Genomic DNA, 25,714 nt, shown 5'->3' on the forward strand with positions numbered 1-25,714 from the left:
CATGGACCGGCCTTCGTGAACGCCCATGCTTATCGCGACATGGTGTTTGCCGCTTTAACAGATGCGGAAAGCGGCCGTTTGCGTAAACGATCGGTAAACGAGTGGCACGGTCATTTAGTGCCGTACATGCGGTCGCCGGCATCACCGAGGCCGGGCATGATGTAGCCTTTCTCGTTGAGCTGGCGATCGATGGACGCGGTGAATACCGGGACATCGGGATGCGCCTTGATGAAGCGCTCGAGGCCTTCTGGCGCAGCCAGCAGGCAGAGGAAGCGGATGTTGGTGGCGCCGCGCCCTTTTAGCTTGTCGATCGCCGCGATCGCCGAATTGGCGGTCGCCAGCATCGGGTCGACGACGATCACCAACCGGTCGGCGAGATCGCTCGGCGCCTTGAAGAAATATTCGACCGCTTCCAGCGTCTCATGATCGCGGTAGAGACCGATATGGGCGACGCGCGCCGCCGGCACCAGGTCAAGCAGGCCCTCGAGCAAGCCGTTGCCGGCGCGCAGCACTGAGGCGAAGACCAGCTTCTTGCCCTCCAGCGTTGGCGCTTCCATCGTCTCGATCGGCGTTTCGATCGTTGTCGTCGTCAGTTCGAGGTTGCGAGTGACCTCGTAGCCGAGCAGCAGCGAGATCTCCCGCAACAACCGCCGGAAGCCGGCCGTCGAGGTTTCCTTCTTTCGCATGATGGTCAGCTTGTGCTGGACAAGCGGGTGGTCGACGACGGTGACGCCCTTCATGGTGTTCTCCTGAAATTCCGGCTGCTTACGTGAACCCTATCGACAATGCGCCGGCCAAGGAACTGCTTGCGATCACCTACCACAGTTTTTGCAGGAGGAGAGAGTTAGCGGGCGGCGTTGAGGCGGGCGAGAAGCGCCGTCCTGGTCTTCTTATCGACGAAGGCGGCCTCGATTGCGGTTCTGGTGACGGCGGCGAGCGCCTTGTCGTCCATCGAAAAATGCTCTGCGGCAATGTCGTATTCGCGCTTCAGCGACGTCCAGAAATAGGGCGGGTCGTCGGAGTTTAGCGTCACCTTGCAGCCCGCCGCCTGCAGCGCCGGAAAAGGGTGATCGGCGAAACTGTCGAAGACCTTCAGCGCGATGTTGGAGCCGGGACAGCATTCGAGCACGACGCCTTCGTCGGCTATGCGCCGGACAAGGTCGGGATTTTCGATGGCGCGCACGCCATGGCCGATACGGGCGGGGCGGATATGGTCGAGCGCCGCCTTGACGCTTTCCCAGCCCATCAGCTCGCCGGCGTGGACGGTGATGCCGAGGCCGGCCTCGCGCGCGATCTCGAAGGCCCTGACATAGTCCTCCAGATCGCCCATCCGCTCGTCGCCGGCGACGCCGAAGCCGGTGACCAGCGGATGTCCGCAGCGGGCCGCGAAGCGCGCCGCCTGCTCGATCGAATAGACGCCGGCGTTGCGCACGCCGGTGACGATCATGCGGCCCTCGATGCCGGTCTTGGCCTTGGCACGCGCCATGCCTTCGCCGAGCGCGTCCGTATAGGCCTTGGGCGACAGGCCGGCCTTGCCGGCATGGTCCGGCGAGGTGAAGATCTCGGAATAGATGGCGCCGTCGCGGGCGAGACTGGTCAGGTAATGATCGGCCAGCCGCGCATAGTCTTCTTCCGTGCGGAACAGGTCGGAGGAGAAATCATAGGCGGCGAGGAAGGAGGTGAAATCGTGCCAGACGAAGGAGCCGTCCTGAATGTAGGGCGAGGTGTCCTTGCCGTATTTCTGCGCCTGGCGGATGACGAGTTCGGGCGCCGCTGCCCCTTCGATATGGCAGTGCAGTTCCGCTTTCAAAGGCATGCAGTCATCCCGTCAGGTCAGCCCAGTTCGCGGAGCCATAAGCATGATTCCACAACCGAGAAGCGCGGCCGAACACCGCGCCTTAAACAATAGCGTCGGCACCATCGATCGGCTATGGTCCCGCCGGTTTTATGGCGGATCAAAAATAATGTCGGTTGAGAGAACCACGGCCGTTGGCGGCATGGAGACCTCCTATGGTTTCAAGCGTGTAGGGGCAGGCGAGAAGCAGTCCCTGGTCAATGACGTTTTCCACAAGGTCGCGAACCGCTACGATCTGATGAACGACCTGATGTCGGCCGGCCTGCACCGGCTGTGGAAGGACGCTATGGTCACATGGCTCAATCCACCGAAACGACCGCGCTGGAGCGTTCTCGACGTTGCCGGCGGCACCGGCGACATCGCCGTCCGCATCGTCGAGGCGAGCGGCAGGAACGCCCATGCCACCGTTCTCGACATCAACGGCTCGATGCTCGCCGTCGGCCGCGACCGGGCCGAGAAAAAGGGACTAACGGCAAACACCGATTTCGTCGAAGCCAATGCCGAGGAGCTGCCCTTCGCTGAGGCCACGTTCGACGCCTACACGATCGCTTTCGGCATTCGCAACGTGCCGCGCATGGATGTGGCGCTTGCGGAAGCCTATCGCGTGCTGAAGCCCGGCGGACGCTTTCTCTGTCTCGAATTTTCCGAGGTCGACATGCCGTTGCTCGACAAGGTCTATGAGGCGTGGTCGTTCAACGCCATCCCCAGGATCGGCAAGGCGGTGACCGGTGACGGCGAGCCCTATTCCTATCTGGTCGAATCAATCCGCAAGTTTCCCAATCAGCAGAATTTTGCGGCGATGATTTCCCGCGCCGGCTTCGACCGCGCTTCTTTTCGCAATTATTCCGGCGGCATTGCTGCGCTTCATTCGGGCTGGAAGCTTTGAGGCTAGCGCAGTCATGAGCAGGGTCGGCGCTGGTTTCAGGCTCGTGCGGGCCGGCTGGGTGCTGGTCCGCGAAGGCGTCGTGGCGGCCTTGCCGGGCGACGAGCTTTCCGGCCTGCCGAAACTCGGCTGGCGGATGGCACGGCTGTTCACCCGCCGCCGCGCGCTTGCCTATGAGCGTGGCGACCGGCTGGCCAAGGCGGTCGTCCGGCTCGGGCCATCCTATGTCAAGCTCGGGCAGTTCCTGGCGACACGGCCCGATGTCGTCGGCAACGACATGGCGCTCGACCTCGCCATGCTGCAGGACAAGATGCAGACCTTTCCGCAGACCGAGGCCATTGCGGCGATAGAGGCTTCGCTCGGGCGCAAGGTCGGCGACCTCTACGCCAGTTTCGGCGATGCCGTTGCCGCGGCTTCGATCGCTCAGGTCCATATCGCAGAAACCCTGCACGACGGCGTCGGTTCGCGGGTGGCGGTCAAGGTCATCCGGCCAGGCGTGCGCCGCCTCTTCTTTCGTGATCTCGAGAGCTATTTTCTCGCTGCCCGCCTGCAGGAGAAGTACATCCCGTCGTCGCGCCGGCTGCGGCCGGTCGAAGTGACCGAGACGCTGGCGCAGACCACCAAGATCGAAATGGATCTGAGGCTCGAGGCGGCAGCGCTTTCGGAGCTCGGCGAGAACACCAAGGACGATCCCGGCTTTCGCGTGCCGATGGTCGACTGGGAGCGCACCGGCCGCGACGTTCTGACCATGGAATGGGTCGACGGCATCAAGATGAACGACATTGCCGGCCTCGCTGCTGCCGGCCACGATCTGAAGGCGATCGCCGCCAATCTGATCCAGTCGTTCCTGCGTCAAACGCTGCGCGACGGCTTCTTTCATGCGGACATGCATCCGGGAAACCTGTTCGTCGAGGCCGACGGCACCATCGTTGCCGTTGATCTCGGCATTGCCGGCCGGCTCGGCAAGAAGGAGCGCCGTTTCCTCGCCGAAATCCTCTATGGCTTCATCACCCGTGACTATCTGCGCGTCGCCGAAGTGCATTTCGAGGCCGGCTACGTGCCGCGCCAGCACAATGTCGCGGCGTTCGCCCAGGCGATCCGGGCGATCGGCGAGCCGATCCACGGCCAGCCGGCCGATACCATCTCGATGGCCAAGCTCTTGACGCTTCTGTTCGAGGTGACCGACCTCTTCGACATGGCGACGCGTTCCGAACTGGTGCTGCTGCAGAAGACCATGGTGGTGGTCGAGGGCGTCGCCCGCACCCTCGACCCGGCCTTCAACATGTGGAAGACGTCCGAACCGGTGGTCAGCGGCTGGATATCGGGCAATCTCGGCCCGCGTGCTCTGCTGGCCGACGCGCGCGACGGCGCCAGCGCGCTGCTGGCGCTGGCCCGCCAGGCGCCGGACCTCGCCGCCCGCACCGAGCGGCTGTCGCGCGAGATCGATTTGATGGCCGAACATGGGTTGCGCTTCGACGAAAGGACAGCGCACGCGATCGGCAAGGCCGAGGCGCGCTACACCCGCTCCGGCCGGCTGGCGCTGTGGGTGATCGCGGTGACGCTGGTGTATATCGCGTGGAAGCTGCTTTGAATGCAAGCAATGACAGCAGTGCTGTCGGCGCTGTCATTGAAAGCATTCCTTTCATCAACTATGTTGGATGAGAAGGAGCAATGCCATGGGTACGCTCACCATCCGCAATCTTGACGACAGCGTGAAGCAGGCCCTTCGCGAGCGCGCCGCCGCGCGAGGTGTTTCGATGGAGCAGGAGGCTCGGGAAGTTCTTGCGCGAGAGGTTAAAAGCCCTGCACGACGAAGGATCGACGTTGACAAGGTTCTGGCGCTTGGCGTGAAACCAGCGGAGCCTTTCGACCTGAAGAAACTCGCAGATGAAATGTGGGACGAAGGCCTCCGGTGAGCGCTCTTGTCGTCGACACGTCGGCATTGATTTCCATTCTGGGGCGGGAATCAGACAACGTGTTGTTCGCCAACGCCATCGCCCGATCGGAGCTGCCGTCGATCAGTTCTGGCACGCTATATGAAGCATATTGCGTCGCCTTGCGAGGCAGATATCCGGAGGGAGCTGCCCGACTTGAAGCGATAGTTTCGGAGCTTCAACTCGAAATTCTAGCCTTCGATTTGGTGCAGCTTTCTGCAGCTCGCCTTGCCTATTCAACCTATGGCCGCGGCACCGGCCACCCGGCCAACCTCAACATTGGGCGACTGCTTCGCCTACGCTCTCGCCAAGACCCGAGATCTGCCATTGCTTTTCAAGGGCGATGATTTCATCCATACCGATATCACGCCGGTACTGAAGCCGGCATGACTTTGGACAAGGACTGGTCTCGGGCATGATCCTTTCCGGCAAGCGCATCCTGCTCATCATCGGCGGCGGCATCGCCGCCTACAAGGCGCTCGACCTGATCCGCCGGCTGCGCGAGCGGGGCGCTCCGGTGCGTGTCGTCATGACCGCTGCGGCGCAGGAGTTCGTGACCACGCTGTCGGTTGGAGCGCTGGCTGCCGACCACGTCTTCACCGATTTGTTCGACCGCAATGACGAGCACGATGTCGGCCACATCCGCTTGTCGCGCGAGGCCGACCTTGTCGTCGTGGCGCCGGCCACCGCCGACCTGATGGCGAAGCTCGCCAACGGCCACGCCAATGACCTTGCCTCGACCGTGCTCATCGCCACCGACAAGCAGGTTTTGATGGCGCCCGCCATGAACCCGAAAATGTGGTCGCACCCGGCGACCCGGCGAAACCGCGCGACGTTGCAGAAGGACGGCATCGCATTCATCGGCCCGGCGAAGGGCGAGATGGCAGAGAGCAACGAGGCAGGCGAGGGCCGCATGGCCGAGCCGCTGGAGATCGTCGCCGCGATCGAGGCGCTGCTCGACATCAGGCCGAAGCCGCTGGCCGGCAGAAAGATCATCGTCACCTCAGGGCCGACGCATGAGCCGATCGACCCGGTGCGCTACATCGCCAATCGCTCGTCCGGCAAGCAGGGCCACGCCATTGCGGCGGCGCTGGCAAGGCTCGGCGCCGATGTGCGCCTCGTGTCCGGTCCGGTCGGCATTGCCGACCCGACTGAGGTCACCACGCTGCATGTCGAAACCGCAAACGAGATGAAGGACGCGGTCGAACAACTGCTGCCGGCGGACGCGGCCGTGTTCGTGGCTGCCGTTGCCGACTGGCGTAGCGAGACTTTGGCCGGCGAGAAGATCAAGAAAGTGGCAGGCGAGGGGCCGCCAGCGCTGCAGATGATCGAAAACCCCGATATTCTTGCCGGTGTCGGTCATCACAAAAGGCGGCCCAGCCTGGTCGTCGGCTTTGCCGCTGAGACGCAGGACCTCGTCAAGAACGCCGAGGCCAAGCTCAGGAAGAAGGGCGCCGATTTCATCGTCGCCAACGACGTGTCCCGCGTAGGCGGCGTGATGGGCGGCGATCGCAACCGGGTGCGGATCGTCTCGAAGGCCGGTGTCGACGAATGGCCCGAGATGAGCAAGGACGAGGTGGCGACGCGGCTTGCGGCACTGATCGCCGAGCGGCTGAAGACAATTACTGTCTAGCCCGTTGCTTCCTGTGGCCGGGCTGCCGGCCCCGAGATCCTCAGGGCTGCAAGGCATCCCAGAAGGCCGAGTGGCACGAAGGCAAGGAACAACCAGGTGGCGACATTCGCTGCCGCCTCTCGGTTCAGGCCTTCGGAAAAACCGCTGGCGTTGGCGACGATGCCGGTCAGTGCTGCACCGACCGCATAGCCGATGCGCTGCATGGTCGGCACGGCGGCAGAGGCGATCGTCTGCTCACCATCCCTGGCCGATGCCACGATCACGCGGGTGACGAAGGGCCAGGCAATGCCGAAGCCGCCGCCTTGCAGCAAGGCGCAGAACAGGATCAGCGGAATCGAACCCGCCGGCACGGCATAGGCGAAACCAGCGATGCCCATCGCGATCATCAGCGCGCCGCCGGTGATGATCAGCCTCTCGCGCTCCGGCGGCGCATTGGCGACGAGGATCGACAGGATCGACCAGGCGATCGATTCGGCGGCGATGATGTAGCCGGTGGTCAGGATCGGAATGCCGTGCAGGCTGGTCAGAAGCAGCGGTCCGTAGACGGCGAAGGAACAGGTCGCCACGGAGAACGCGGCGACCATGGTCATGCCTGCGCCGACCGGCGAGCGCCAAGAGAACAGCCGCGACGGGAACAGCCGCGAGCGCGGCTTCAGCGCATCGATGCGGACAAACAGCGCAAGCCCGACCAGGCCGAGGGCCAGCAGCAGGGAGGAACGCAGCAGGGCAATGTCGACCCCGGCCGTGGCGATCAGCACGACGCTGACGGCAAGGCAGCCGAGCGCGGCGAAGGGGAAGGGCGGCGCCGTCCCAGTGATCGCCTGCGGCTTGGTCGCCTCAGGCGTGTCGAGCACGATGAAGCTCGCCAATGCCATGGCCGTGCCGCCGAGCGTGAAGACGCCGAAAGCCCAGCGCCAGGAGAGCAACTCGGTCATCAACGCGCCCAGCACCGGGCCGCTGAAGGCGGCGACGCCCCAGATCGCCGACATGACGCCGAAAAGCTGTGGCCAGATGGCGCGTGGAAACAGCCGCTCGACCGAGACGAAGGCCAACGACACTAGCGCGCCGCCGCCAAACCCCTCGATCAGGCGCCCGGTCAGGAACAGCGGCATGGAGGGCGCGATGGCGCAGACCAGTGCGCCGGCCGCATAAAGCAGGGCGGCCACCACCATGTTGGTGCGCAGCGCGACGTAGCTCACCAGCCGCCCGGCGGCAGCGCCGGCGACGATGGCGCCGAGCTCGTAGATCGCCAGCGACCAGCCGACCAGCTGAACGCCAGCGAGTTCGCCGACCATGGCCGGCATCACCGTCGCCACCATGGTTTCATTGGTGGCGTGCAGCAGGATGCCGAGGCTGATGAAGCAGAAGCGCGCCAGATCGCCGCTCGCCCACAGCGCGCGCCAATCGACCCTGTTTGTGCTGGTTTCGGTCACCCCGCCCTCCGAACGTTCTTATACGCCGATTCAAAAAATGGTGGAGCGCCCTTCGTCTCCAAAGGGCAAGCGGCGCTTCGGGGGTTGTAAAACCTCAACTGCAGTTGAGCTCAAGCGGTTTTTTGCGGGTGCGCTGAGAATGCTGATGAAGGCGGGAAGTCAAAATGATCGTGCGTCCCGGCTCCATCGATCCGCCGTGCTGCGCATCTGGTACTGCTGACGCCGATGGCGATGTTGACGCCGCTCTACCGAATCGATTTAGCGGCACGTCAACCGGTGGATGTAGATATTTGTTGCCAACTTCCGCAGGTACGGTTAATATATTAGCAATAGCGAATATTATTCTGCTTGCGGTCGTACTGGAGCGCGACAATGAGCGTTGCCGATTTGCACAGGCCAAGTATCGCGGCGGTTCTACGCGCCGCAGAGGGACCTTCACCCGAAAGAGTCTTGGGAGGCCCGGCGGCGTAACCCGCTACTGGCGGCCTCATAACTTCCGCATCTCCCACAGCATAATCGATCGAGCCGGATCGAGGGCTCTCTTGCGCCCTCATGCTGCCGACCAGTGCCAGAGATGGCCTGCGCAGCACCCTCTAGCTCTGGCAAATTCGGAGGAGAACATGATTGTTGGACATAGTGGTTTAAAGGTAGCCGCGGCTGCGGCTTTCTGGGGTGGGACACTGTTGCTTGGAGCAGGCGGCGCGCTAGCGCAGAACGCCTGTCCTGGCGTGTCGGCGACGCAGTGCACAGACTTCTGCGGCGCCGCTGGCGTGGCTACTTGCACAAAGACAGGGTCGGTTCCGGACTGCCAATGCAATGAGACCACGAAGGATGTGAGTGGCAATGCGTTCGGCACGGCAACGCAGGACACGGCTGAAGGCAAGGGCAACATCGACAACAAGACCGAAACAGCCTGCGAGGGCAATCCGGGGCAATGCAAGCAGTAAGATCCGGAACTTTCGAATCGATCTCTGTGCGGTTTGCTGTGATGGATTTCTTCAATAGGTGAAATGAGTTCCTCTACGGCATTGCCGATCACAGATTAAAGAGCCGGAAGGGATTACCTTTCCCTTCCGGCTCGGAGGTGGTCAGAAAATGATGCGCAGCGTTCTGTTCGTTACGGCAATCCTCGGCGCCGCGGTGACGCCAGGGAGTTCGATGGGACCGACGCCATCGGCGACTTCCGGCCAGGTTTTGTCGGCCTTCAATAACCTCTCAGCTCTCCTCAAGCCGTCCTCGATCCGGCCCGATACCCCCGCCTATCGCTCGCAAGCCGTGGAGCGCGGCGATATCATCACAACAGTTCAGGCGGCTGGCACGCTGAACGCACTGGTTATGGTGGAAGTCGGTTCTCAGCTCTCGGGTCGGGTGAAGGAACTCTATGTCGACTTCAACTCCAAGGTCACCAAGGGTCAGGTCATCGCCCGGGTTGACCCGGAGATTTACGAAGCAAGACTGGCGCAAACCCTTGCCGAACGGGAGATGGCCCAAACGCAGGTTTCCGTACAGCGAGCCCAAATCGAGCGGGCCAGGGCAGAGATGGAGACCGCCGCGGCCAGATATGATTCTGCCGCAGCACAGACTGCACGCGCCGAAATCGCGCTCGATGGTGCGGCGCAGGAAGTGAACCGCAAACGCTCGCTGGCTAAGCAGAAGATCATCGCGCAGGGTGAATGGGAGCGGGACAACACTGCGCATAACTCTGCCAAGGCGCAGGCGACTGCTGCCCAAGCGGAGGAACTGTCGCAATCGGCAGCCGTTCGAGCCGCCAAGGCGACACTCAATATGGCCGAAGCCGAGCTCGCCAACACGCTTGCCCAGGTGAAGCAGAAGGAAGCGGTGCTTCAGCAGGCCCAAATCGATCTTGACCGCACGTATGTACGCGCGCCGGTCACCGGCACAGTGGTCAATCGCGCCGTTAGTGGTGGTCAGACCCTCGCGGCTAGCCTGCAGACACCGATCCTGTTCACCATAGCTCAGGACCTGACTGAGATGCAGGTGGAGGCTTCGGTGGTGGAAGCCGATATTAGCCGTTTTGCGCTTGGCCAGCCAGTTACTTTCACCGCCGATGCCTATCCCGACCGAATCTTCACCGGCACGGTAAAGCAGATCCGCAAGGCACCGCAGGTCGTCCAAAATGTCGTCACATACATAGTGGTGGTCGGTACCGAAAATTCCGATGAGCTGCTGTTGCCCGGCATGACCGCCAATCTGAGTGTGGTAGTGGCCAAGCGACAGGGCGTCTTGAAAGTGCCGAACGCTGCCCTGCGTTTCCGGCCGCCGAATGATACCGGGGACAAGGCGCGTTCAACCGCGCCGGCCATTGCCGAAACGGGCGCAGAGGCAGGAAGCCCGGGCGAGGTCTTTGTAGTTGGGCCAGACCGCGAGCCGAAGCTGGTTTCGCTCCGGCTTGGAATCACCGACGGTCGTACAACAGAGTTGCTGGCAGGCGACCTGACCGAGGGGCAGCAGGTCATTACAGGGCTTGCCACTGCTCCGCGTCGGGACGATGACGCGTCTTCCGTCCTGGTCAAGTTCCGGTTGCGGTGAGGCATCCATGGCCCTGATCGAAGTCGATCGGCTGCGCCATTGCTACCGTGTTGGCGGAGGACCGGTGTGGGCGCTCGAAGGGGTGACCATGACGATTCAAAGAGGCGAATTCGTCGCGGTGATCGGACCTTCTGGGTCAGGCAAATCTACCTTCATGAACATACTGGGCTGCCTCGACAGTCCCAGCGAAGGCCGCTACCGCCTGAACGGGGTTTACGTCGGTGGTCTCCATCACGATGAGCTCGCTGCAATCCGCAATCGCAACATCGGTTTCGTGTTTCAGTCGTTCAATCTGCTGCCGCGGGCCAGCGCACTAGAAAATGTGGAGCTGCCGCTTGTCTATCGCCGCATGTGGGCTGGAGAGCGGCGGCGCGCAGCCCTGGCGATGCTGGCCAGGGTAGGGCTCGCCGATCGGGCCAGACATACGCCTGCCGAACTCTCGGGCGGACAACAGCAGCGCGTTGCGATTGCCCGTGCTCTGGTGACGGAGCCTTTGCTTCTGCTCGCCGATGAACCCACTGGTGCGCTCGACAGCCAGACCGGGCTGGAGATCATGGCGATTTTCCGCCGCCTCAATGTAGAGGGCCTGACCATTGTGCTGGTCACCCATGAGGCGCAGATTGCTGCCCATGCCGATCGCATTGTGGCCTTTCGAGATGGTCGCGTTGTGTCCGACACCCCTGTCGCGCAACAGGCACGGTCTCTAGGTAACGCTCGCCATCTATCGCTGGCTTACAACAATGTCCGGTAGCACAAGAACTGCCCTGCGATCATTACGCTCCCATCATTTGCGCAGCGCGCTCACCATGTTGGGCATCATCATCGGTGTGGCCGCTGTCGTGGTGATGATCGCGATCGGGGTTGGTGCGCGCGAACGCATCGCAGCTCAGATCCGCAGCCTTGGCGCCAATCTCATCAGCATCAGTCCGGGCAGTGCGAAGATGGGCAGCGTCCGGCTTGGGGCCGGTGGCGCGCCGCGGCTGAGTGAAGAGGACGCGGCGGCGATCGGAATGGAAATCCCCGGCGTCGTGGTGGCGGCGCCACTCCTCCACGCACGCGAGCAGTTCACGATCGGTTCCAGCAATTGGCAAGGCGTGGTGCGCGGCGTGACGCCGGAATATTTCTCGGCGCGCGAATGGCGGGTTATCGTCGGGCAGGAGATGACCCCGGAGGACAACAAGCGCGTCGCCAATGTGGTGCTCCTCGGAACAACGATGCGGGAGAAATTGTTCGGAAGAGCCGATCCGGTAGGCGCCGCGATTCGCATCCGCGACGTGCCGTTCACGGTGATCGGACTGCTGGAGCGGAAGGGTCAGAGCGTATGGGGCGATGACCAGGACGATGTGGCACTTGTGCCGCTAAAGACGGTGCGACGTCAGTTCATCGGCACGAGCCGCGCCAATCCGACCTTCGTACACAGCATCACGGTCAAGTTCGCCAATTGGGCCTCGGCAGAGGACACGATGGCAGCTATCCGCAACCTTCTGTGGCAGCGCCACCGGTTGCGGACGGGTCAGGAAGACAGCTTCGTGGTGAGCAACCTCGCCGAAGCTGCGAATGTCGAGGGTTCGACCACGCGCGTGGTGTCGCTGCTGCTTTCGGCGGTGGCCTCAATTTCGCTGGTGGTGGGCGGGATCGGCATCATGAACATCATGCTGGTGACGGTGACGGAGCGGGTCCGTGAGATCGGACTGCGGCTTGCGGTCGGCGCGCGACGGCGAGATATCCTTGCCCAGTTTCTCGTTGAGGCAGCAACGCTGGCCTTGCTCGGCGGTATTCTGGGTGCCGCTATTGGGATTGCTACGGCAATCGCCGTTGGCTCTATCGCCCAATGGCCGGTGATCATCGACCTCAGCGCCGTCCTGCTGGCTATCGGCTTTGCGGCGGCTGTAGGCGTCTTCTTCGGCTATTATCCCGCCCGCAAGGCCGCAAGGCTACAGCCAATCGAAGCGCTGCGCACAGAATGAGGTTTGGCGCCACCGCGCGATAATCGGTTAATTTCGAAGCCGCAAAGCGCCTAATCAAAAGGCTACCACGCGCCGGGGACCACGCGGCGCGGAACAGTTCAATCCTGTTCCGCGCCGCAGAGCCACGCTATGCCGCTTATTTGAAAGAGTGGATCAGCTCCAGCGAGGTTACGGCGACTGCCAGATTGACGCCGGTCTGCGCCTGTACGTTGAGAGGCTGCAGCGAGAAGGCGCTGTTCAATCCGCCGACCAGAAGGTTGGCGCCGCCGCCGGTCACCAGGCTGGCCTCGGCGTTGACGCCATAATAGCTGCCGGCAAGATCGCCGGAATTACGATCGCGAGTGGCCGCCAGAACAGCCCATATCAATTCGCCTTGGTGCGTCTTGCCGACGTCGACGCCGAGCTTGGAAATGACCCCGGTATAGGCTTCGGGCGGGCCGCCATGATGAGGGCGAAAGGTGCAGGCCACGCCTTTGTTGGATGTGACGATATAGCCGGTGCCGCCATCGATGGTGCAGTCGAGCACGCCGAGCTCCAGCCTGCCCGCGCTGGCAGGGGCAGCGAGCACCGTGGTGGCGAGGGCGGCGGCACAGGCGAGTTTCTTGATCATGGGAGGGGTCCTTTTGCGAATTGCCTTGAACAACGGCTGAGCATCGCGAGCGTTCCGCCGAAAACTTGGCGCGATCAAGGCGGGCGTTAACGCACAGTGATTGAAGGCTTCGAAGGCATGCCAAAAACGGCAGGCCTGCCATATCAGGCCCAACGTCGCCGTCGGTTAGCCGGCGCTGGTGCGCGCCAGGCCGTCCTTGGCCGGCTGGTAGGTGGGATTAAGACGCACTGCCTCGCGGTAGGATTTCGCCGCCTTGGCCTTGTCGCCGCGCCGCTCGTAGATCAGCGCCTGGTTGGACCAGGCCTCGGCATTCTTGCCGTCGAGCTTGATCGCCATGTTGATGTCGGCGAAGGCATTATCCTCGTCGTTCATGGCGAGGTAGGAGAGGCCGCGGCCATTGTAGGGTTCGGCGGCGTCCGGCGCCAGCGAGATGGCGGTGGAGAAATCCTCGATGGCGAAAGCGTGCTGGCCCTGGCTCTGATAGATCAGGCCGCGATTGTGGTAGGCGCGGGCATCGGTCGTGTCGAGCTGGATCGCCTTCTGGAAATCGTTGAACGCTTCCTGGATGCGGCCGGCTTTGCGGTAGAGATTGCCGCGGCCGATATAGGCGGCGTCATAGTCGGGATTGATCTGGATCGAGCGGTTGTAGTCGGTAAGCGCGGCCGCCTGGTCGCCGAGGAAGCGCTGGATGAGCGCGCGGTTCGAATAGGCCTGGTAGAAATTCGGATTGAGCTGGATGGCGGTGTTGAAGTCCTTGAGCGCTGCCTGATACTGGCCGCCGCGGCCATAGGCCGAGCCGCGCACATTGTAGCCTTCCGGGTCCTGGGGACTGCGCTGGATAACGGCCGACAGCGAGGAGATGTTCTCGGCCGACCCTTGTGCCTTGTCGATGTTGGTGAATTCGCCGGTCGGGGCTGTCTGGCAGCCGGCGAGCGCCAGCCCGGAAAGCAAGGCTGCCGTCAGTGCAAAGCCGCGCAATGCGGTTCTGCGCTCCACGCTTATTGCATTCATGTCTGCTCTGTCCTCACTGCCCGCCGCGCCGTCAGGTCTGTTCCCTTCCGAACCGGCCTCTCCGAATCGAGGAATTCAAAACAAAAAGGTGGCGGCGATTACGCATCGCGCCACCTTGGATATCCTTCGAAAAGGACGAAAAATTGGCGTCAGAACCGCGGCGGACGCGGAGCACCGGCACCAGCAGCACCACCAGCCGCCACCGGGCGCGGGGTCATCGGCAGCAGGCCTTCGCGCTGGGCGCGCTTGCGGGCCAGCTTGCGGGCGCGGCGAACGGCTTCCGCCTTTTCGCGGGCGCGCTTCTCGGACGGCTTCTCGTAATGTCCGCGCATTTTCATTTCGCGGAAGATGCCTTCGCGCTGCATCTTTTTCTTGAGCGCGCGAAGCGCCTGGTCAACATTGTTGTCGCGGACGAGTACCTGCACGGGCAATCCTGTCTTTCGTGTTTGATATCAACAGGCAAGCGGCCATAGCCACTAGCCTCCGCGGCGATTTACACCACGAATTGTGGCGGCTGATAGCAGAATCATGCCGCTCTGTCCACTGCCGAAACGAAAAACCCGCCTCCGCGGCGGGTCGTCGGCGCAAATCAGCACCATGCCCAAGTACTTAGCATAACTGCCGTCAAAAAGCAAGAATCACGACCTCGGGTGTGTGCCTTCGCGACCGGGGTTCTGTCGCGCGGATGAGCGATCGTTGGCATTTCCGCCACCGATAAATTTCTGCTGCCCAATCCGGCAAAACGGCCCGCCTGGCTTGATCGATGAAGGAACCAACTTCGCTCCGCGGTGGTTGTTGCGGCGACGCAAGCAGAGGAGAAAACCGATGTCAGACACCCGTGAATGGCTTGTCCAGTGGCTCAGGGACGCGCATGCGATGGAGGAGCAGGCCGAAACCATGCTGAACGGACAGCTAAGCCGGCTGGAGAGCTATCCCGAGCTCAGTAGGCGCATCAGCCAGCACGTCGACGAGACGAAGGGGCAGGCCGCACGCCTCAGAACCTGCCTGGAAAGTTTAGACGAGGATACATCCACGCTGAAGGACGCCGGCGGCAAGCTGATGGCGGCGGCGCAGTCCCTGAGCGGCGTCTTCGCAGGGGACGAGGTGATGAAAGGTTCACTCGCGAGCTACACTTTCGAGCATATGGAGATTGCCTCCTACAGGATCCTCATCGCGGCCGCCGAATCTCTTGGCGAAACAGAGGTCGCCCGCGTCTGCGAGCAAAACCTGCGGGAAGAGGAGGCGATGGCCGAGTGGCTGAAAAACAACCTGCCCGCGACCACGGAGCAGTTCCTGGCTCGCACGGCGTCGGACAGCGACGATGCCAAGCGGTGAGGACAGCAGGCCGTCGGGCAAAGTGAAGCCATCTTCGGTGTGGCGGGCTTACAGCTATGCCTGGATTACCCTCGGCTTCTTCATCATCTCGCTTGTCGGCCACTGGGTCTTCGGCTGGTTCGCCTATCTCGACGAGCAGCGAGCGCTTGGCCAACCGCCCGAGTTCGGCGGCTATCTGATCGAGATGGGCCGCGACACGCTCGAAAACTGGCAATCGGAATTCCTGCAACTGCTTTGGCAGGTCGGTGGCCTGGCGTTCCTGCTCTTCGTCGGCTCGCCGCAATCTAAGGAGGGTACCGACCGGATGGAGGCCAAGATCGACGCGCTTCTCACCCTGGTCGATCCGCAGAAAGGCCAGGAGGCAATTCGCGAGTTGGACCTGCAGTATGACGGCCGGCATACCGACGAGCCGCACGCCCAGCGAAACTAAAGCTGGGGGCTGGAAATTTGGCCCGGAGCCGATCATCGCTCCGGGTTTTCTTCAAACGACGCAACCAGATCGCTATGATGCCGTGGCCAAATGAAGTCGCTCGAAATCCTCGAAGAACTCGCCGTAGTCGCAGGTTATTTCCTCGCCCGCCGCTATGTCGCGGATCGCGGTTGCCCCGCCATACCGCGAAAAATCCGTGTTCGGCATTTCGGCGTGGTTCATGAAGCGCCCATTGTCGACTTCATAGACCATGAATCCGGGCCGGTCCGGGCTTGGATAGGCATATCTGTCGAGCAATTCCTTGAGATGCGGCGGCGCGGCCTCATATTTTTCCATCGGGATCAGCCGGTCGAAATCCGGATCGAGCTGCCAGATCGACGTTCCCTTCCCGATCGGCTCGGCGGCGAAGACGCCGACGCCCTCGATTGCGCTAGCAGCGATGTAGGTCCTGATCAGCAGCATGTTTTAGGCCCGTCTTCGAACAGCATTCTTCGAACAGAAAACGGAATCGCCAAATCGCGCCAAGAAAGCAAGCGCGGTTTTACGACATGCCCTTTTCCATCGTTCGCCGACGCGAAACGCCTCACGTCCGATTGATCGAGACGCCGCCATCGGCAAAGAGCGCCGTTCCGGTGGTGAAGCTCGACGCATCCGACGCCAGATAGAGCGCCGAGCGGGCGATCTCTTCCGGCTGCGCCATCCGCTTCAGAGCGTGGATGCCTTCGACGAAAGCCCGGGCTTCGGGTGTGGTCGTCGTCGCGCCCGGCGTGTCGGTGCCGCCGGGCAGCAGTGCGTTGACGCGCAACCCTTGTGCTCCGTATTCGGCCGCCAGAACCTGAGTCAAACCGATCAGCCCGGCCTTGGCCGCAGCGTAAGCGGCCATGCCCGGCATGCCGGCGGTGCGACCGACGAAGCTGGAGGTGAAGATCAGCGAACCGCCACCGCGCTCCAGTAGCGCCGGCACCTGGTATTTTGCACCGATAAAGGCGCCGGTCAGATTGATGTCGATGGTCTCGTGCCACGTCGCCAGCGACATGTCGGGAACCGGTCCCATCTGGCCGACGGAGCCAGCGTTGTTGAAGGCGATGTCGAGACCGCCGAACCTGTCCACCGCAAGATCCACAAGGGCATTGGCATAGGCTTCGTCTCGGACATCGCCAGCAAGGGCGATCGCGGTGCCGTCGGCTTCCTCGATTTCAGCGACGAGCGCGTCCAGCTCTGCCTGGCGACGGGCAGCGACGACCACCTTGGCGCCTGCCTCGGCAAAGAGTTTTGCCGTGGCGCGGCCGATGCCGGAACTGGCGCCGGTGACGATGGCGACCTTGTTGGTGAGTGCGAACATTTTTTTGCATCCTTTTTTCGCGCCAGCTTGGCCGGCAATCGGGGTGTTGATCGCAGGTCGAGGCGGCGCGAGCCACCCGATACCTGCGAAGGTGCCCGGATGCATCGTCGTTCGGCCCGCCGCTTCGGACCGGTCTTTTTTGTCGCGGCGCAAAACGGCAAGCGCCGTCGCAAACAGCGCAAGGCTGGCAGCGCTGTTTCGCTAGTGATACACCTCGCGCGCCGGCGCTCGATTGGATGCCCGGCCGCTATCTGCGAGGCTGGAACGTTGAAGAAATACTCGGTATTCGCCATCGCCCGTGAGGCCATGCGCGGCCACAAGGGCTGGGAGGAACAGTGGTCCTCGCCAGAGCCGAAGAAGGAGTACGACGTCATCATCGTCGGCGCCGGCGGCCATGGCCTGGCCACCGCCTACTACCTCGCCACGGTGCACGGCATCACCAATGTCGCGGTGCTGGAAAAGGGCTGGCTCGGCGGCGGCAATACCGGCCGCAACACCACCATCATCCGCTCCAACTATCTCTATGACGAGAGCGCCGGCATCTACGACCATGCGCTGAAGCTGTGGGACGGGCTCAGCCAGGAGCTCAACTACAACGTCATGTATTCGCCACGCGGCGTCATGATGCTGGCGCATAATGTCCACGACATCCAGGTGCTGAAGCGCCATGTCCACGCCAACCGGCTGAACGGCATCGACAATGAGTGGCTGACGCCGGAAGCGGCGAAGGAATTCTGCCCGCCGCTCAACATTTCGCGCGATGCCCGCTATCCGGTGATGGGCGCGACCCTGCAGCGTCGCGGCGGCACCGCCCGTCACGATGCCGTTGCCTGGGGCTATGCGCGCGGCGCTTCGGCGCGCGGCGTCCACATCATCCAGAATTGCGAGGTCACCGGCGTCAAGCGGGCGCCGAACGGTGCGGTCATGGGTGTCGAGACGACGCGCGGTTTCATCGGCGCCAGGAAGGTCGGCGTCGTTGCCGCCGGCCATTCGTCCGTCATCATGAACATGGCCGGCGTGCGCATGCCGCTGGAAAGCTATCCGCTGCAGGCGCTGGTGTCGGAGCCGGTCAAGCCGGTATTCCCCTGCGTGGTGATGTCGAACACCGTGCATGCCTATATCTCGCAGTCCGACAAGGGCGAGCTGGTCATCGGCGCTGGCACCGACCAGTATATTTCCTATTCGCAGACCGGCGGCCTGCACATCCTGCAGCACACGCTCGACGCCATCTGCGAGATGTTCCCGATGTTCACCCGCATGAAGATGCTGCGTTCGTGGGGCGGCATCGTCGACGTGACGCCCGACCGCTCGCCGATCCTGGCCAAGACGCCGGTGCCCGGTCTCTATGTCAATTGCGGCTGGGGCACGGGCGGCTTCAAGGCAACGCCCGGATCGGGCCATGTCTTTGCCCACACCATCGCCAGGGACGATCCGCATCCGATCAATGCGCCTTTCACCATCGAGCGCTTCCGCACCGGTCGCCTGATCGACGAGGCGGCTGCGGCGGCGGTGGCGCACTGATGATGGCCGAGATGGCTGTCGCCATGCCGCTGATGCTCGCGGGAGAGCAAGGCCTGTTTCATTTTCCGTCGCCGGACGAGGTGCGCGTGCAGCCGATCAGTCGCGCCGAAAACGAGGCGGAATGGCCGTTTGCTGTCGATGACGGCGTTCTGGCCTGCGTCTGGAGCGGCGGGCAAAGAATCGTTTCCTTCTTTGAAGGCCGGCCATCCGATCTGGACGAGGACGAGCCATTCGAGCCGCGCGGCCTCATCGTCACCACCGATCCGATCCAGCTCACTATCGGCAACATGGCGAACCGCGCGCTTTTTCGCCCCGCGGCAAGCATCGAGGAGCGCATCCGGCTCGTCGCTCCTTTCGTGACGTTGGGCCAGAGGCTTTGCGATCAACCTGCCGGCGCTCGCGTCGGCCACGGCGAATTGTAGGAACAATCATGCTTCTCATCCGCTGCCCCTATTGCGAGGAAGAGCGTCCGGAACTCGAATTCCGCAACGCCGGCGAGGCGCATATTGCACGTTCGTCAGATATGGCCGCGACAAGCGATGACGACTTCGAAAAGTTCTTCTTCATCCGCTCGAATCCCAAAGGCATCATCTATGAGCGCTGGCGGCACATGCATGGCTGCGCGCGGTTCTTCAATGCCGTGCGCGATACCGTCAGCGACAGGTTCCTGATGACCTACAAGGCCGGCGAGCCGAAGCCCGCGAAGCTGCCGGGAGCCTCCAAATGATCGCAGCGTTCCGCATTCCCGGCGCTGGGCGCCTCAAGCAGGCAGAGACGGCCAGCTTCAGCTTCGACGGCCGGCCCTATGCCGGTGTCGAGGGCGATACGCTGGCCTCGGCGCTGCTTGCCAACGGCGTCCATCTGGTCGGCCGTTCGTTCAAATACCACCGGCCGCGCGGCTTCCTGTCCGCCGGGGCGGAAGAGCCCAACGCGCTGGTTGAAGTCAAGCGCGACGCAGCGCGCAAGACGCCGAATGTCCGCGCCACCGTGCAGGAGCTCTATGACGGGCTGACGGCACAGTCGCAGAACCGCTGGCCGTCGCTTTCCTTCGACGTCAGCGCGGTCGGCGACATCGCCTCGCCGCTGCTTTCGGCGGGCTTCTACTACAAGACCTTCATGTGGCCGAAGTCCGCCTGGAAGAACCTCTACGAGCCCAAGATCAGGGCTGCGGCCGGCCTCGGCGTCGCCCCCGACCAGCCGGATCCCGACCACTATTCGGCGCGCTATGCCCATTGCGACGTGCTGGTGGTGGGCGGTGGCGCTGCCGGCATCGCCGCCGCACTTGCCGCGGCCGAAACCGGCGTGCGCGTCATCCTTGCCGACGAACAGGCGGATTTCGGCGGCAGCCTTCGTTTCGAGAGTGGCGCCAGGATCGACGGCCAGGATGGTTTTGCCTGGGCGCAAGGTGCAGTCGCCAAGCTCAAGGCCATGGACAATGTCCGCGTGCTGTCCCGCACGACGGCCTTCGGCTATTACGCGCAGAATTTCGTCGGGCTGGTCGAGCGCGTCAGCGATCATCTGCAGAGCCCCGGCCGCGACCTGCCGCGCGAGCGGCTGTGGCAGGTCCGCGCCAGCCGCGTGGTGCTGGCAACCGGCGCCATCGAGCGGCACATGGTGTTTGCCGACAACGACCGGCCCGGCATCATGCTGGCGTCGGCGGCGCGGACCTATCTCAACCATTACGGCGTCGCGGTCGGCAGGAATGTCGGCGTCTATACGGCCAATGATTCCGCCTATGCGGCGGCGATCGACCTGAAGAAGGCCGGCGTCGGCGTGGCGGCCATCGTAGATCTGCGCGACAACCCGACCGGACCGGTGATCGATGAGGCGAGGGCGCTCGGCATCGAGGTCAATTTCGGCCGTGCGGTGATCCGCGCCGGCGGCAAATTGCGCGTCTCATCGATGACCGTGCAGCCGAAGAATGGCGGTGGCGAGCGCACCATCCCGGTCGACGCGATCCTGATGTCGGCCGGCTGGACGCCGTCGGTGCATCTGTTCTCGCAGTCGCGCGGCAAGGTTGCCTTCAACGACGAGACCAAGCGCTTCGTGCCCGGCGCCTATGCGCAGGACTGCGTCTCCGTCGGCGCCTGCAACGGCACGGACGGGCTGTCGGCGACGATCGACGAGGCCTATGCGGCGGGCGCCAAGGCGGCCAAGGATGCGGGCGTCAAGAATGCCGGCGCCGACACCCTCAAGGGAGCCAAGCCGAAGGTCGACGCCAGCGAGAGCTGGTCGCGCGGCATGCTGGGTGCGGCGCCCGGCGCCGGTGCGGACACGACGGTAAAGGCCTTCGTCGATTTCCAGAACGACGTCACCGCCAAGGACATCCGCCAGGCGGTGCATGAAGGCATGCGCTCGATCGAGCACGTCAAGCGCTTCACCACCAACGGCATGGCGACCGACCAGGGCAAGACCTCCAACATGCACGGCCTGGCCATCGCAGCCGAGACGCTGGGCAAGCCGATCCCGCAAGTCGGCCTGACGACGTTCCGCGCGCCCTACACGCCGGTCACCTTCGGCTCGATCGTCGGACACGCGCGGGGTCCGCTCTTCGACCCGACCCGCAAGACGGCGATTCATCCCTGGGCCGAGCGCCAAGGTGCCGTGTTCGAGGATGTCGGCCAATGGAAGCGCGCCTGGTATTTTCCCAAAGCGGGCGAAGACATGCATGCCGCCGTCGATCGCGAGTGTGTCACCGTGCGCAAGACCGCCGGCCTGTTCGATGCCTCGACGCTGGGCAAGATCGAGGTGGTCGGGCCGGATGCGGCCAAGTTCATGGAACTGCTCTACACCAATCCGTGGGAGAAGTTGGAGCCCGGCCGCTGCCGCTATGGCATCATGCTGCGCGAGGACGGCTTCATCTATGACGACGGTGTCGTTGGAAGACTGGCGCCGGACCGTTTCCATGTGACGACGACGACGGGCGGCGCGCCGCGGGTGGTGAACCATATGGAGGATTACCTCCAGACCGAGTTCCCGCATCTCAACGTCTGGCTGACCTCGATCACCGAGCAGTGGGCGGTGATCGCCGTGCAGGGACCGAAGTCTCGGGACATCATCGCGCCGCTGGTCGAAGGCATCGACATGTCGGACGACGCGCTGCCGCATATGTCGGTGCGCGAAGGCAAGATCTGCGGCGTGCCGACGAGGCTGTTCCGCATGTCGTTCACCGGCGAGCGCGGTTTCGAGGTCAACGTGCCGGCCGACCACGGCCAGGCCGTCTGGGAAGCGCTGTGGGCCGAGGGCCAGAAGCATGGCGCCTGCGCTTACGGCACCGAGGCGATGCACGTGCTGCGCGCCGAAAAAGGCTACATCATCGTCGGCCAGGACACCGACGGCACGGTGACGCCTGGCGATGCCGGTCTCGACTGGGCGGTCGGCAAGAAGAAGACCGATTTCGTCGGTATCAGGGGCATGGCGCGGCCGGATCTCGTCGCCAAGGGCCGCAAGCAGCTTGTCGGCCTGAAGACCAAGGACCCCAAGGTGGTGCTGGAAGAAGGCGCGCAGATCGTCGGCGATCCGAAGCAGGCGATCCCGATGACCATGATCGGCCATGTCACCTCCAGCTATTGGTCGCAAAATTGCGGCCGCTCGATCGCCCTGGCTCTGGTTGCCGGAGGCCGTGATCGGATGGGCGAGACGCTTTACGTGCCGATGCCAAACGGGACGATCGAGGTGGAGGTCACCGGCATGGTGTTCTTCGACGAGAAGGGGGAGCGCCTCAATGGCTAAGGCCGCCGCGAAGAAAACTGCCGCCACTGCGCCATCGGCCGAACGCCGCCCGGCGCTCGCCGGCCAGGAATTTTCCGCCACCGGCGTCACGCTTGCTGTGTTGCCGCCGGCGGAGCGCATTTCGCTGCGCGCGCCGGAGGCCTCGGTCGCGGCGCTTTCGAAGGCGCTCGGCGTGACCCTGCCGCGAAAGCCCAAAACCTCGGCGGCAAAGGCCGGGCGCACTGCATTGTGGCTAGGGCCGGACGAATGGCTGGTCATCGACGAGGCGGCAAAAGATCCGCTCGCCGACTGTGCCAAGTTGACAGTGCTGCATTCGGCGGTCGGCATCTCGCATCGCAACGTCGCCATATCGGTCACCGGCCCGGCAGCCGCGGCAACAATCAATTCAGGCTGCCCGCAGGATCTGTCGCTTGACGCCTTTCCGGTAGGCGCGGCGTCGCGCACCATTCTGGGCAAGGTCGAGATTGTGCTGTTGCGCACCGCGGCCGATGCGTTCCGGGTCGAATGCTGGCGTTCCTTCTCCGATTATGTCTTTACTTTCCTGTCGGAGGCGGCAGGCGACGCAGCGGCTTAGGAACATTCGCTGCGCTCGACCGTTTGCCGGAGCAAGTCGAGGGAGAATGTCGATGCCGTCGAAATCCGCGCCGAATCCAGCGGTCCAGAAGACGTCGGCCGTGCGCTCTCTCGAACACGAGAAGCACGAAGAATCAAACATCGAAGAGGAGCTCGAGGAAGGGCTCGAGGACACGTTTCCGGCCAGCGATCCGGTGTCGATCACCGGGACTTCCATTTCCGGCGCTCCCGCAAGGCCCGGCAAGGCCAAGATCGTGGCTGGAATGAAGAAGCGCAGGAAATGACTTCCATCTGGCTTCGGTGAAGCCGGGCTGAAATGGCCACGAAAACGGGCGGTCAGGATTTCCTACCGCCCTTTTGCTTTCGAACCTCAGAACGTGCTGGGCACGATCCACGGATCGATGTCGATGCCGAGTCGCGGCTCCCTTTTTTCAGTAGAGCCATCGCGAGTGGCCGAGCCTACCTTTTCGACCGATCCGGTCGCGCCGCAATCGAGCTTGATGTTGGTGTCGGCGCAGGCGGCCGGCGCCTGCTTGCCGGGCTGACTCTGGCCGGCGAGGGCCGCGCCCGACAATGCCAGGACGGCCGCGAGGGTGAGGATTGTCTTTTTCATTGTCTGTCTCCGGTTTCGGCGGCTGAACTTTTTTGTACATGTACGGTATGGCGTACATATACGCCCGACAGTCGCGGGGCTCAAGCCGGAAGTCGTACATGTACGAACAATTTTATTTGAATGTTTGGAATTGCATCGCGTCGGCACGCACCGAGTTGCGCCGCCCGGCGCCGTTCACCAGTGCCTTACGAGATATTCAGGTCTTCGAAACCAAGATTCCTTCAGCAGTTGGCCGGCGTTCCGGTCAGCGGCGGCACGTCCTGAGTGGCCAGCCCGGCAAGCGTGAAGTCGCACATCCGCTTCACGAAAGCCTGCTGATCGCCGAACGGATAGAAGGGAAAGGTGATCAGCAGCGAGATCGTGCCGTGGCCGACTGCCCACAGCATGGTGGCGATGGCGCGTGGGTCGCCCTTGAGCCTGCCGGCGGCAACGCAGGCCTCGACTCTGCTGATCAGCACCTTCATCAACGGGTTGCCCTCTTGCATCTCGGCGAAGGTCCTGCCTTCCGGCGGTCTGGTCTTTTCCGTCATGAACACCGTGCGGTATTCGTTGGGATTGCCAAGGCCGAAGGCCGCATATTCGGTCATCACCACCTGCAGCGCCTCGATCGGATCGTCGGCCGGGTGATCCTCGATACGCTTGGCCAGAGTCTCGAACGCATCCTCGGCCAGCGCGAACAATATGTCCTGCTTGTCGGCGAAATAGGAATAGACCGACATTGGCGCATAGCCGACGCGCTTCGCCAGCTTGCGGATGGTGAGGCCTTCATAGCCTTCCTCCTGCACGAGCTTGTGCGCCGCATCGACAAGCTCGGAGCGCAGTTCGGCCTTTTGTTTCTCGCGGCGTGTCTGGACGCTGAGCTGCAATTTGCCTGCCTTTATCCGTTGGCGGTTGGCTAAATTATATACGCTGTACGGAAACGGACAAGGCGCTGTCAAAACCAGCTTGAGCATTCCGACATGTCCGTTTTCTTCTCACGTAGAGTGTTACTCTGGCCCAAACGGGCAACATCGGGCCGTTACAACCGACCGATAGTTCGCCGTTCTGCAAAAATTCCGTTTGGGGAGGCCAACATGGCCACGACTGAGCTTTCGTCCGGCGTGTCGGACGTGGATCCACTTTCTCATGGTGCCAGGCTGGCGCTCAGGCGAGTCGTCATGGTTGCATGGTTGGCGATCGCACTCGGCTTCGCCATGGAGGCCCTTATTCTGGCTGGCAGATTTGCAGCAGGCTCCCACCCGGCTACCACCCAGGTCCTGATCGAATTGGCGCAAGGCGTGACATGGGCGTTCTTCGTCTGCGCCGGCGTCAGCCTCGGAACGGCGCTCGCCAAGGTGCGAGCCTCGCTCGGCGGCTTGATCAGCGCGATCTCGGCGCCACTGGCGATGGGCATCGCCAAGGGGACGCAAAAGGTCATGGTAAGTGCGCTTGATGCGGCCGCAAAGCCGGCCATCCTCTCGCTCACGACGTTGGGGGTGCTGCGGGCGATCGAATACGGCCTGCTCGGCTGGATACTGGCCTCGCTGGCGTCGAAGGAAGAACCCCGTCCGCTCCATTTCACGCTGGCAGGCGCCTTGATAGGCGCGGTGTTCGGCGGCGGAATCACGGTGCTGACGATCGAGACGGCCGCGGTGAAGGACGTTGCCCTCGCACTGCCGCAGGCTATCGCAACCGGCCTCAACGAGATCGTGTTTCCGATCGGTTGCTCACTGGTCGTCTACATCGCTCTGCAGATCGGCCGGCACATGAAGTTCATCTCCAGCGACGCTAGCTGAGCCGTCTATGCCGCTTCTGGCTGGCGCTCGATCAGGGTCAGCGTCAGCCAGCGCGCGGTCAGGGCCGGCTTTTTCGAACCCTCGATCTCGATGGTCACGTCATGCGCCGTCTGCACCCAGCCCGACGGCCTGACCTTGACGTCGGCCAGCACGAAACGGGTGCGGATGCGCGCGCCGGTCTTCACCGGCGCCAGGAAGCGCAGCGAATCGAAGCCATGGTTGACGCCCATCTTGCTGTTTTCGAGCGGCGGCATGGTCTCGAAGGTCATCGCCGACAAAAGCGAAAGCGACAGGAAGCCATGCGCGATGGTGCCGCCGAACGGCGTCTCGCGCTTGGCCCGCTCCGGATCGCAGTGGATGAACTGGTGGTCGTCGGTGGCGTCGGCAAACTGGTCGATCATGCGCTGCGAGACCACCCGCCACGGCGACACGCCGACTTCCTTGCCGACGCTGGCCAGAAGCACATCGAGACTGATCGGTTCCACGCTGATGTCCTCCATTTCAACCGTCCGGAGCG

General features: G+C 63.0%; 28 protein-coding genes. 17 read left to right on the forward strand and 11 right to left on the reverse strand.

Going from position 1 to position 25,714, the window contains the following annotated elements; genetic code table 11:
- Positions 1-110: 110 nt before the first annotated feature.
- On the reverse strand, positions 111-740 hold the full coding sequence (gene upp / locus EJ075_RS17340) for a uracil phosphoribosyltransferase (protein ID WP_095488517.1): 630 nt from the start codon (positions 738-740) through the stop codon (positions 111-113).
- A 104-nt stretch (positions 741-844) separates the two neighbouring features.
- Positions 845-1,816 (reverse strand): adenosine deaminase, encoded by a 972-nt coding sequence (locus EJ075_RS17345; RefSeq protein ID WP_095488516.1) that lies wholly within the window; start codon positions 1,814-1,816, stop codon positions 845-847.
- A gap of 148 nt (positions 1,817-1,964) precedes the next feature.
- Between EJ075_RS17345 and ubiE the strand changes: the two genes are divergently transcribed.
- From ubiE to coaBC, 5 genes are all read left to right on the forward strand, one after another.
- Entirely contained in the window at positions 1,965-2,741 is a 777-nt protein-coding gene (gene ubiE / locus EJ075_RS17350) for a bifunctional demethylmenaquinone methyltransferase/2-methoxy-6-polyprenyl-1,4-benzoquinol methylase UbiE (protein WP_126105074.1), read from the forward strand.
- Between the two features lie 13 nt (positions 2,742-2,754).
- A complete protein-coding gene (gene ubiB / locus EJ075_RS17355) occupies positions 2,755-4,329 on the forward strand; it encodes a 2-polyprenylphenol 6-hydroxylase (protein ID WP_126105075.1) in 1,575 nt (524 codons plus the stop codon).
- An 85-nt stretch (positions 4,330-4,414) separates the two neighbouring features.
- The gene (locus EJ075_RS17360; RefSeq protein WP_095488558.1) at positions 4,415-4,654 is read left to right on the forward strand and encodes a hypothetical protein; all 240 of its coding nucleotides are present in this window, start codon (positions 4,415-4,417) and stop codon (positions 4,652-4,654) included.
- Positions 4,651-5,019 carry a type II toxin-antitoxin system VapC family toxin gene (locus tag EJ075_RS17365; protein WP_348627325.1) on the forward strand — a complete coding sequence of 123 codons (369 nt, stop codon included), beginning with the start codon at positions 4,651-4,653 and terminating at the stop codon, positions 5,017-5,019. Before EJ075_RS17360 ends, EJ075_RS17365 begins: the two co-directional genes overlap by 4 nt.
- 68 nt (positions 5,020-5,087) lie before the next feature.
- Complete coding sequence (gene coaBC / locus EJ075_RS17370; protein ID WP_126105076.1) at positions 5,088-6,305, forward strand: bifunctional phosphopantothenoylcysteine decarboxylase/phosphopantothenate--cysteine ligase CoaBC; 1,218 nt, start codon at positions 5,088-5,090, stop codon at positions 6,303-6,305.
- Here the strand turns inward: coaBC and EJ075_RS17375 are convergent.
- Positions 6,302-7,738 carry an MFS transporter gene (locus EJ075_RS17375; protein WP_126105077.1) on the reverse strand — a complete coding sequence of 479 codons (1,437 nt, stop codon included), beginning with the start codon at positions 7,736-7,738 and terminating at the stop codon, positions 6,302-6,304. The two genes, coaBC and EJ075_RS17375, sit on opposite strands and share 4 nt — an antisense overlap.
- Positions 7,739-8,833: 1,095 nt before the next feature.
- Here EJ075_RS17375 and EJ075_RS17380 point away from each other — a divergent pair.
- The 3 genes from EJ075_RS17380 to EJ075_RS17390 are packed head-to-tail and all read left to right on the forward strand — an operon-like array spanning position 8,834 to position 12,255.
- The gene (locus EJ075_RS17380) at positions 8,834-10,288 is read left to right on the forward strand and encodes an efflux RND transporter periplasmic adaptor subunit (protein WP_095488510.1); all 1,455 of its coding nucleotides are present in this window, start codon (positions 8,834-8,836) and stop codon (positions 10,286-10,288) included.
- A 7-nt stretch (positions 10,289-10,295) separates the two neighbouring features.
- Positions 10,296-11,039, forward strand: a complete 744-nt coding sequence (locus tag EJ075_RS17385) for an ABC transporter ATP-binding protein (RefSeq protein WP_126105078.1) — start codon at positions 10,296-10,298, stop codon at positions 11,037-11,039.
- 55 nt (positions 11,040-11,094) lie between these two features.
- Positions 11,095-12,255 (forward strand): ABC transporter permease, encoded by a 1,161-nt coding sequence (locus tag EJ075_RS17390; protein ID WP_245457940.1) that lies wholly within the window; start codon positions 11,095-11,097, stop codon positions 12,253-12,255.
- Between the two features lie 136 nt (positions 12,256-12,391).
- On the opposite strand, the gene EJ075_RS17395 is transcribed toward EJ075_RS17390, so the two are convergent.
- From EJ075_RS17395 to rpsU, 3 genes are all read right to left on the reverse strand, one after another.
- Positions 12,392-12,865: a DUF992 domain-containing protein gene (locus tag EJ075_RS17395; RefSeq protein WP_126105080.1), complete on the reverse strand. Its 474-nt coding sequence runs from the start codon at positions 12,863-12,865 to the stop codon at positions 12,392-12,394.
- 165 nt (positions 12,866-13,030) lie between these two features.
- The gene (locus EJ075_RS17400; RefSeq protein WP_126105081.1) at positions 13,031-13,876 is read right to left on the reverse strand and encodes a tetratricopeptide repeat protein; all 846 of its coding nucleotides are present in this window, start codon (positions 13,874-13,876) and stop codon (positions 13,031-13,033) included.
- Between the two features lie 149 nt (positions 13,877-14,025).
- Entirely contained in the window at positions 14,026-14,301 is a 276-nt protein-coding gene (rpsU, locus tag EJ075_RS17405; RefSeq protein WP_095488505.1) for a 30S ribosomal protein S21, read from the reverse strand.
- 400 nt (positions 14,302-14,701) lie between these two features.
- Between rpsU and EJ075_RS17410 the strand changes: the two genes are divergently transcribed.
- A complete protein-coding gene (locus tag EJ075_RS17410) occupies positions 14,702-15,211 on the forward strand; it encodes a DUF892 family protein (RefSeq protein WP_126105082.1) in 510 nt (169 codons plus the stop codon).
- On the forward strand, positions 15,198-15,641 hold the full coding sequence (locus EJ075_RS17415) for a DUF6766 family protein (protein WP_126105083.1): 444 nt from the start codon (positions 15,198-15,200) through the stop codon (positions 15,639-15,641). Before EJ075_RS17410 ends, EJ075_RS17415 begins: the two co-directional genes overlap by 14 nt.
- Before the next feature lie 72 nt (positions 15,642-15,713).
- On the opposite strand, the gene EJ075_RS17420 is transcribed toward EJ075_RS17415, so the two are convergent.
- Both EJ075_RS17420 and EJ075_RS17425 read right to left on the reverse strand, forming a co-directional pair.
- Positions 15,714-16,103 carry an SET domain-containing protein-lysine N-methyltransferase gene (locus EJ075_RS17420; RefSeq protein ID WP_126105084.1) on the reverse strand — a complete coding sequence of 130 codons (390 nt, stop codon included), beginning with the start codon at positions 16,101-16,103 and terminating at the stop codon, positions 15,714-15,716.
- Positions 16,104-16,224: 121 nt separating this feature from the next.
- Positions 16,225-16,983 (reverse strand): SDR family oxidoreductase, encoded by a 759-nt coding sequence (locus EJ075_RS17425; RefSeq protein ID WP_126105085.1) that lies wholly within the window; start codon positions 16,981-16,983, stop codon positions 16,225-16,227.
- Positions 16,984-17,250: 267 nt separating this feature from the next.
- On the opposite strand from EJ075_RS17425, the gene EJ075_RS17430 reads away from it, so the two are divergent.
- The 6 genes from EJ075_RS17430 to EJ075_RS17455 are packed head-to-tail and all read left to right on the forward strand — an operon-like array spanning position 17,251 to position 23,093.
- Positions 17,251-18,504 (forward strand): sarcosine oxidase subunit beta, encoded by a 1,254-nt coding sequence (locus tag EJ075_RS17430; RefSeq protein ID WP_095488502.1) that lies wholly within the window; start codon positions 17,251-17,253, stop codon positions 18,502-18,504.
- Positions 18,504-18,926 (forward strand): hypothetical protein, encoded by a 423-nt coding sequence (locus EJ075_RS17435; RefSeq protein WP_095488501.1) that lies wholly within the window; start codon positions 18,504-18,506, stop codon positions 18,924-18,926. Before EJ075_RS17430 ends, EJ075_RS17435 begins: the two co-directional genes overlap by 1 nt.
- An 8-nt stretch (positions 18,927-18,934) precedes the next feature.
- Positions 18,935-19,231: a sarcosine oxidase subunit delta gene (locus tag EJ075_RS17440; RefSeq protein ID WP_095488500.1), complete on the forward strand. Its 297-nt coding sequence runs from the start codon at positions 18,935-18,937 to the stop codon at positions 19,229-19,231.
- The gene (locus EJ075_RS17445; RefSeq protein WP_126105086.1) at positions 19,228-22,236 is read left to right on the forward strand and encodes a sarcosine oxidase subunit alpha; all 3,009 of its coding nucleotides are present in this window, start codon (positions 19,228-19,230) and stop codon (positions 22,234-22,236) included. Before EJ075_RS17440 ends, EJ075_RS17445 begins: the two co-directional genes overlap by 4 nt.
- Positions 22,229-22,810, forward strand: coding sequence for a sarcosine oxidase subunit gamma (locus tag EJ075_RS17450; protein WP_126105087.1), 582 nt, complete (start codon positions 22,229-22,231; stop codon positions 22,808-22,810). The genes EJ075_RS17445 and EJ075_RS17450 overlap by 8 nt, the downstream gene beginning before the upstream one ends.
- A 52-nt stretch (positions 22,811-22,862) precedes the next feature.
- Complete coding sequence (locus EJ075_RS17455; RefSeq protein WP_126105088.1) at positions 22,863-23,093, forward strand: hypothetical protein; 231 nt, start codon at positions 22,863-22,865, stop codon at positions 23,091-23,093.
- 86 nt (positions 23,094-23,179) lie between these two features.
- Here the strand turns inward: EJ075_RS17455 and EJ075_RS17460 are convergent, their stop codons facing one another.
- Entirely contained in the window at positions 23,180-23,422 is a 243-nt protein-coding gene (locus EJ075_RS17460; protein ID WP_126105089.1) for a DUF680 domain-containing protein, read from the reverse strand.
- 221 nt (positions 23,423-23,643) lie between these two features.
- Positions 23,644-24,288, reverse strand: a complete 645-nt coding sequence (locus EJ075_RS17465; RefSeq protein ID WP_126105090.1) for a TetR/AcrR family transcriptional regulator — start codon at positions 24,286-24,288, stop codon at positions 23,644-23,646.
- Between the two features lie 207 nt (positions 24,289-24,495).
- Here EJ075_RS17465 and EJ075_RS17470 point away from each other — a divergent pair, with 207 nt between their 5' ends.
- Positions 24,496-25,197, forward strand: coding sequence for a hypothetical protein (locus EJ075_RS17470; protein WP_126105091.1), 702 nt, complete (start codon positions 24,496-24,498; stop codon positions 25,195-25,197).
- Positions 25,198-25,202: 5 nt separating this feature from the next.
- On the opposite strand, the gene EJ075_RS17475 is transcribed toward EJ075_RS17470, so the two are convergent.
- Positions 25,203-25,697, reverse strand: coding sequence for a MaoC family dehydratase (locus tag EJ075_RS17475; protein ID WP_029348059.1), 495 nt, complete (start codon positions 25,695-25,697; stop codon positions 25,203-25,205).
- Positions 25,698-25,714: the final 17 nt, after the last annotated feature.

Source organism: Mesorhizobium sp. M6A.T.Cr.TU.016.01.1.1 (assembly GCF_003952585.1).
Taxonomy (GTDB): Bacteria; Pseudomonadota; Alphaproteobacteria; order Rhizobiales; family Rhizobiaceae; genus Mesorhizobium; species Mesorhizobium mediterraneum.